Origin of the sequence: Roseicyclus sp. (assembly GCF_052168335.1) — a bacterium.
Classification (GTDB): domain Bacteria; phylum Pseudomonadota; class Alphaproteobacteria; order Rhodobacterales; family Rhodobacteraceae; genus Roseibacterium.
Genome location: NZ_JBQLZP010000333.1, coordinates 1 through 6,742, shown reverse-complemented (window position 1 = coordinate 6,742; position 6,742 = coordinate 1). Strand labels below are relative to the sequence as shown.

Genomic DNA, 6,742 nt, shown 5'->3' with positions numbered 1-6,742 from the left:
CAAAGACCATCGTCGTCAAGCAGATCGGCTCGCCGATCCGCCGTCCCGACATCCAGCGCCGCACGCTGATCGGGCTGGGGCTGAACAAGATGCACCGCACGCGGGAACTCGAGGATACGCCCTCGATCCGCGGCATGATCGCGAAGATCCCGCATCTCGTGGAGATCGTCGAAGAGCGCGGCTGACGCCACGACGTCCAGCGCTCCCGCAGACATGCGAAAGCTCCAGCCAGCCAGGCTGGAGCTTTTGCGTTCCACCGTCCCGAACACCGGACCAGGGCGGCTTCCGACGGCCCTTGATCCCCGTCATTCATGCGTCTATACGCGCGCGGTGGCCGACCCGGCCACGATCCGTTTTCAAGACATGCCGTGTCCGTCCCATACGCTTCGGGGGCGGTTCCGGCTCAGGAGAAGCGACATGAAACTCAACGAACTCCGCGACAATCCGGGCGCGACGAAGAAGGCCAAGCGCGTCGGCCGGGGCCCGGGCTCGGGCAAGGGCAAGATGGGCGGCCGCGGCATCAAGGGCCAGAAGTCCCGTTCGGGCGTCGCGATCAACGCCTACGAAGGCGGCCAGATGCCCCTCTACCAGCGTCTTCCCAAGCGCGGCTTCAACAAGCCGAACCGCAAGGAATTCGCGATCGTGAACCTCGGCCTCATCGAGAAGTTCGTGGAAGCCGGCAACCTCGACGGCACGTCCGAGATCACCGAGGACGCACTGGTGGCCTCGGGCCTCGTGCGCCGCAAGCTCGACGGCATCCGCGTGCTCGCGAAGGGCGACGTCACCTCCAAGCTCACCATTTCCGTGACCGGCGCCTCGAAGGCGGCCGTCGCGGCGGTCGAGAAGGCGGGCGGCTCGCTCAAGGTCGCAGAGGCGGCTGCGGCGGAATAACCTTAACGGGGCCTTGTGGCCCCGCGGTGGTTGTGGCCCGCACCCGCGCGGCCTAAATCATATCCGACCCGAATTCGCGCCGCGGGAACCGTAGACCGGTCTTGCGGCGCGCTGTGCATGAGAGAGGCGGCATGGCATCAGCAGCGGAGCAAATGGCCGCGAACATGAGCTGGCGGGCCTTCGGCAAGGCCACCGAACTGCGTCAGCGCATCTGGTTCACGCTCGGCCTTCTGATCATCTACCGGATCGGCACCTACATTCCCGTTCCGGGGATCGACGGCACCGAACTGCGCGCCTTCTTCGACCAGGCGGCGGCGGGTCTCGGCGGCGTCCTCAACATGTTCACGGGCGGCGCGCTCTCGCGCATGGGGATCTTCGCCCTCGGGATCATGCCCTACATCTCGGCCTCGATCATCGTTCAGCTCATGGCGGCCATGGTGCCGTCCATGGAGCAGCTCAAGAAGGAGGGCGAGGCCGGGCGCAAGAAACTCAACCAGTACACGCGCTACGGCACCGTCGCGCTGGCGACGGCGCAGGCCTACGGGCTCGCCGTCAGCATGGAATCGGGCGGCCTCGTGACCGATCCGGGCTGGTTCTTCCGCGCCGCCTGCGTCATCACGCTGGTCGGCGGCACGATGTTCCTGATGTGGCTGGGCGAGCAGATCACCCAGCGCGGCATCGGCAACGGCATCTCGCTCATCATCTTCGTCGGCATCATCGCCGAGATCCCCGCCGCCCTGGCGCAGTTCTTCGAGAGCGGGCGGTCGGGCGCGCTGTCGACGCCCGCCGTCCTCGGCGTCATCGCCATGCTCATCGGCACGCTCTTCTTCGTGGTGTTCATGGAGCGGAGTCTCAGGAAGATCCACATCCAGTATCCGCGCCGCCAGGTGGGGATGAAGGTCTATGACGGCGGATCGAGCCACCTGCCCGTCAAGGTGAACCCGGCGGGCGTGATCCCGGCGATCTTCGCCTCCTCGCTCCTCCTGCTGCCCACCACGCTGACGACCTTCGGCGGCGGCGAGGCGAGCGGGCCGGTGATGTCGTGGGTGCTGGCGAACTTCGGGCCGGGACAGCCGCTGTACCTGCTGTTCTTCGCGGCGATGATCGTGTTCTTCACCTACTTCTACACGCTGAACGTCTCGTTCAAGACGGACGACGTGGCGGACAACCTGAAGAACCAGAACGGCTTCATCCCCGGCATCCGTCCCGGCAAGCGGACATCCGAATACCTCGAGTATGTCGTCAACCGCATCCTCGTGCTCGGCTCCGCCTACCTCGCCTTCGTCTGCCTGATGCCCGAGATGGTGCGGACGCAGCTCGCCATCACGGCGTATTTCGGCGGCACGTCGATCCTCATCATCGTGTCGGTCGGGATGGACACGGTTCAGCAGATCCAGTCTCATCTGCTTGCCCATCAGTACGAAGGGCTGCTGGAGAAAAGCCAGCTCCGGGGGAGGAAAGGCGGTACGAAGCCGCGGAAAGGGCCAGCTCGGCGATGAACATCATACTACTGGGCCCGCCCGGCGCGGGTAAGGGCACCCAGGCGCGCCGTCTCGTGGAGGAGCGGGACATGGTGCAACTCTCGACGGGGGACATGCTCCGCGAGGCGAAGGACAGCGGAACGGACATGGGCAAGCGCGTCGCCGACGTCATGGCGCGCGGCGAACTCGTCACGGACGAGATCGTGATCGGCCTGATCCGCGAGAAGCTCGAGGGCGCGAAGGGCGGCGGGTTCATCTTCGACGGATTCCCGCGGACGCTCGCGCAGGCCGACGCGCTCGGCGAGCTCCTGTCGGAGGAGGGCCAGTCCCTCGACGCCGTGATCGAGATGCGGGTCGACGACGACACGCTCGTCAGCCGGATCACCGCGCGCTCCACCTGCGGCAACTGCGGCGAGGTCTACAACGACCAGACCAAGCCGATCCCGGCCGACGGACGTTGCACCAGCTGCGGCGGGACCGAGTTCAAGCGCCGCGCCGACGACAACGAGGACAGCCTGCGCACGCGCCTCATGGCCTACTACAAGCAGACCTCGCCGCTGATCGGCTACTACCATGCGAAGGGCCAGCTGCGCGCGGTGGACGGGCTCGGCGAGATCGACGACGTGGCCGCCGAGATCGCCGCGATTCTCGACTGACCGAAAGGTCTTGCAAAAGGGTTGACAGGCCGCCCCCAGCGGCCTTGACGCCCTTCCGAAAACCCCCTATGTCGCGGCTTCCCTCCGGGAAGCCAATGATTGCTGGCAGATTCGATTTCTGCCGCATTCGACGTGAAATCGGGGTCGCGCCGCCGCCGGCATGACCCCTTCGTTGTGAAAAAAGGGCCTGGAATCACGGGCTCGCAACATGAAGGACGAATTTTCTTGGCACGTATCGCAGGGGTCAACATCCCCACCGCCAAGCGCGTTCCCATCGCGCTGACCTACATCACCGGAATCGGCCCCGCCTCCGCGCGCCAGATCTGCGATGCCGTCGGCATCGACCAGTCCCGCCGCGTGAACGAGCTGTCCGACAGCGAGGTGCTCCAGATCCGCGAGCACATCGACGCCAACTACACCGTCGAGGGCGACCTGCGCCGCGACGTGCAGATGAACATCAAGCGCCTGATGGATCTCGGCTGCTACCGTGGCCTGCGCCATCGCCGCAACCTGCCCGTGCGCGGCCAGCGCACCCACACCAACGCACGCACGCGCAAGGGCCCCGCGAAGCCCATCGCCGGCAAGAAGAAGTAAGGGAGGGCAGGACCAATGGCACGCGATCGTCGTCCCGCAAAGCGCAAGGTCTCGAAGAACATCGCCGCCGGCGTGGCGCATGTGAACTCGTCCTTCAACAACACCAAGATCCTGATCTCCGACGTGCAGGGCAACGCGATCTCCTGGTCGTCCGCCGGCACGATGGGCTTCAAGGGCTCGCGCAAGTCGACCCCCTACGCCGCGCAGATGGCCGCCGAGGATGCGGGCCGCAAGGCGCAGGAACATGGCGTCAAGACCCTCGAGGTCGAGGTCCAGGGCCCCGGTTCGGGCCGTGAATCCGCGCTCCGCGCGCTGGCCGCCGTCGGCTTCCAGATCACGTCCATCCGCGACGTGACCCCGATCGCCCACAACGGCTGCCGTCCGCCCAAGCGCCGCCGCGTCTGAGGCGCCGGACATCTCCTGGCAGGCCGCGCTCCCGCGTGCGGCCTGCCGACGTCATTTTGATCCTCGAGCGTGTCGCGGACGGATCCCCGCGCCACTGGAATGGAGGCGACGCATGATCCACAAGAACTGGCAAGAGCTCATCAAGCCGACGCAGCTGGTCGTCCAGCCCGGCAACGATCCCGCGCGCAAGGCGACCGTCGTCGCCGAGCCGCTCGAGCGCGGCTTCGGCCTGACGCTCGGCAACGCGCTGCGCCGGGTGCTGATGAGCTCGCTTCAGGGCGCGGCCATCACCAGCGTCCAGATCGACGGCGTGCTGCACGAGTTTTCCTCCGTCGCGGGCGTCCGCGAGGACGTGACCGACATCGTCCTGAACCTCAAGGGCGTCGCGCTCCGCATGGAGACCGAGGGGCCGAAGCGCCTGTCGATCTCGGCGCGCGGCCCCAAGGTCGTGACCGCGGGCGACATCTCGGAGAGCGCGGGCATCGAGATCCTGAACAAGGACCACGTGATCTGCCACCTCGACGAGGGCGCGGACCTCTACATCGAGCTCACCGTCTCGACCGGCAAGGGCTATGTCTCGGCCGACAAGAACCGGCCCGAGGATGCGCCGATCGGCCTGATCCCGATCGACGCGATCTACTCGCCGGTCAAGAAGGTTTCCTACGACGTGCAGCCGACCCGCGAGGGCCAGGTGCTGGACTACGACAAGCTGACGCTGAAGCTCGAGACCGACGGCTCGGTCACGCCGGATGACGCCGTGGCCTATGCCGCGCGCATCCTGCAGGACCAGCTCTCGATCTTCGTCAACTTCGACGAGCCGGAATCGGCCGGCCGGTCGGACGACGAGGACGATCTGGAGTTCAACCCGCTGCTGCTCAAGAAGGTGGACGAGCTCGAGCTTTCGGTGCGGTCCGCGAACTGCCTGAAGAACGACAACATCGTCTATATCGGCGACCTGATCCAGAAGACCGAGGCGGAGATGCTCCGGACCCCGAACTTCGGGCGCAAGTCGCTGAACGAGATCAAGGAAGTGCTCTCGGGCATGGGCCTGCATCTCGGCATGGACATCGTCGACTGGCCGCCGGACAACATCGAGGAACTGGCGAAGAAGTACGAGGACAACTTCTGATCCGACCCGAATTTTCGTACGAAAATTCGCATCATGCGAAAATTCGTACGAATTTTCGACCCGGGCATTCCGCCCCAACAAGGAGGGTCCCGCAACGCACGGGACCCGGACAAAGCATTGAAATGGAGATCGACCCATGCGTCACGCCCGCGGATACCGCCGCCTGAACCGGACTGCAGAACATCGCAAGGCGATGTTCTCCAACATGGCCGGTTCGCTCATCGAACACGAACAGATCAAGACGACCCTGCCCAAGGCGAAAGAGCTGCGCCCGGTGATCGAGAAGCTCGTCACCCTCGCCAAGCGCGGTGACCTCCACGCCCGCCGCCAGGCCGCGGCACAGCTCAAGCAGGACATGCATGTGGCCAAGCTCTTCGAGGTTCTCGGGCCCCGCTACGCCGAGCGCCAGGGCGGCTATGTCCGCGTGCTGAAGGCCGGCTTCCGCTACGGCGACATGGCGCCGATGGCGATCATCGAGTTCGTGGACCGCGACCCCGAGGCGAAGGGCGCCGCCGACCGCGCGCGCCTCGAGGCCGAAGAGGCTTTCGACGGCGAGGATTGATCCACCCGCGATCGACTCCGCATCCCGGAACGACAGGATCCCCGGCCACAAGGCCGGGGATCTTCGTTTTCAAGGTCGGGCCGGGCGAAGTGCAGCTCCGGTCCCGCCATCCGGCGGTCTCTGCATTCCGTCGGTGAGTGCGGAGCATTCGACCAGATCCCCGGGCGATACCGGCGACTGGCCGAGAAACTCCAGAATGTCGCTGCGCTCCCTTGCCGACAAACGCATGAGACGCGCAAAAAGATCGTGCTCGATCCTTTTGGTCATGATCTCACCATCACTCGTCGATTGCCGTCAAACTCGCCAGTTGACCGAAGGATTGGCAACTAGTCTAAATGGCCATGTCTCTTTAGCCAGTTGCATTTTGGGTAGGTCATGTCGAAAGCGCCGGTACTGGACCTGCTCCTGCACGAATTGTCGCTCGCGGCGCCGGCGGGGTTCGCAGTAGGGCTGCACATCCGCTACGTCTCACCGCTGATCATGGTGAACACCTATCCCGATGCCTGGCAGGAGGTCTACACGGCCAAGCTCTACGGGCTGCGCGATCCGACGCTGGCCTGGGGCCTCAGCCACACGGGCACCCGGCGGTGGAGCGAGATCGGACTTCCCGATCCCTTCGGCATATTGCCGGAATCCGCAGGCTACGGGCTGGTCTACGGGATGATCGCTTCCATCGGCCCCATGTCGTCGCGCACCATCGCCGGGGCCAGTCGCGGCGACCGCGAGTTCACCGACGAGGAGATGACACACATTCAACGGATCGTGCAGCGCATGCACGACCTGTCCGAACCGCCGGCGCGCCTGTCCAGGGCGCAGGCCGACGCACTGAGATGCATCGCGGAAGGGGACCGCCATGCCGCCGCCGCCGCCAAGCTCGGCATATCAGAAAGCGCCTTCAAGGCGCGCCTGAGATCCGCCAGGCAGAAGCTCATGGCACGGACCACCGCCGAGGCGGTGCAACGCGCCAGGGAGTACGGATTCATCTGAATCCGCGCGACAGGACGAGGCAGCGGGGGCCCCTCTG

Annotated in this window: 9 protein-coding genes; all 9 read left to right on the top strand. The window is 65.6% G+C overall.

The features are described from left to right. Window positions 1–185: 50S ribosomal protein L30 (rpmD, locus tag ACTS11_RS10245; protein ID WP_442640215.1), on the top strand; the 185-nt coding region annotated here is incomplete at its 5' end. A 232-nt stretch (window positions 186–417) separates the two neighbouring features. Beyond that, window positions 418–891, top strand: coding sequence for a 50S ribosomal protein L15 (gene rplO, locus ACTS11_RS10240; protein ID WP_442640214.1), 474 nt, complete (start codon window positions 418–420; stop codon window positions 889–891). 131 nt (window positions 892–1,022) lie between these two features. Continuing rightward, on the top strand, window positions 1,023–2,390 hold the full coding sequence (gene secY, locus ACTS11_RS10235) for a preprotein translocase subunit SecY (protein WP_442640213.1): 1,368 nt from the start codon (window positions 1,023–1,025) through the stop codon (window positions 2,388–2,390). Beyond that, window positions 2,387–3,028 (top strand): adenylate kinase, encoded by a 642-nt coding sequence (locus tag ACTS11_RS10230; RefSeq protein ID WP_442640212.1) that lies wholly within the window; start codon window positions 2,387–2,389, stop codon window positions 3,026–3,028. Before secY ends, ACTS11_RS10230 begins: the two co-directional genes overlap by 4 nt. A 225-nt stretch (window positions 3,029–3,253) precedes the next feature. Beyond that, window positions 3,254–3,622, top strand: coding sequence for a 30S ribosomal protein S13 (gene rpsM, locus ACTS11_RS10225; protein ID WP_442640211.1), 369 nt, complete (start codon window positions 3,254–3,256; stop codon window positions 3,620–3,622). Between the two features lie 15 nt (window positions 3,623–3,637). Further along, entirely contained in the window at window positions 3,638–4,027 is a 390-nt protein-coding gene (rpsK, locus tag ACTS11_RS10220; RefSeq protein ID WP_222190827.1) for a 30S ribosomal protein S11, read from the top strand. A gap of 112 nt (window positions 4,028–4,139) precedes the next feature. Continuing rightward, on the top strand, window positions 4,140–5,156 hold the full coding sequence (locus ACTS11_RS10215) for a DNA-directed RNA polymerase subunit alpha (RefSeq protein WP_442640210.1): 1,017 nt from the start codon (window positions 4,140–4,142) through the stop codon (window positions 5,154–5,156). Window positions 5,157–5,292: 136 nt separating this feature from the next. Beyond that, window positions 5,293–5,718 carry a 50S ribosomal protein L17 gene (gene rplQ, locus ACTS11_RS10210; protein ID WP_442640209.1) on the top strand — a complete coding sequence of 142 codons (426 nt, stop codon included), beginning with the start codon at window positions 5,293–5,295 and terminating at the stop codon, window positions 5,716–5,718. A 375-nt stretch (window positions 5,719–6,093) separates the two neighbouring features. Beyond that, the gene (locus ACTS11_RS10205) at window positions 6,094–6,705 is read left to right on the top strand and encodes an autoinducer binding domain-containing protein (protein ID WP_442640208.1); all 612 of its coding nucleotides are present in this window, start codon (window positions 6,094–6,096) and stop codon (window positions 6,703–6,705) included. Window positions 6,706–6,742 lie beyond the last annotated feature (37 nt).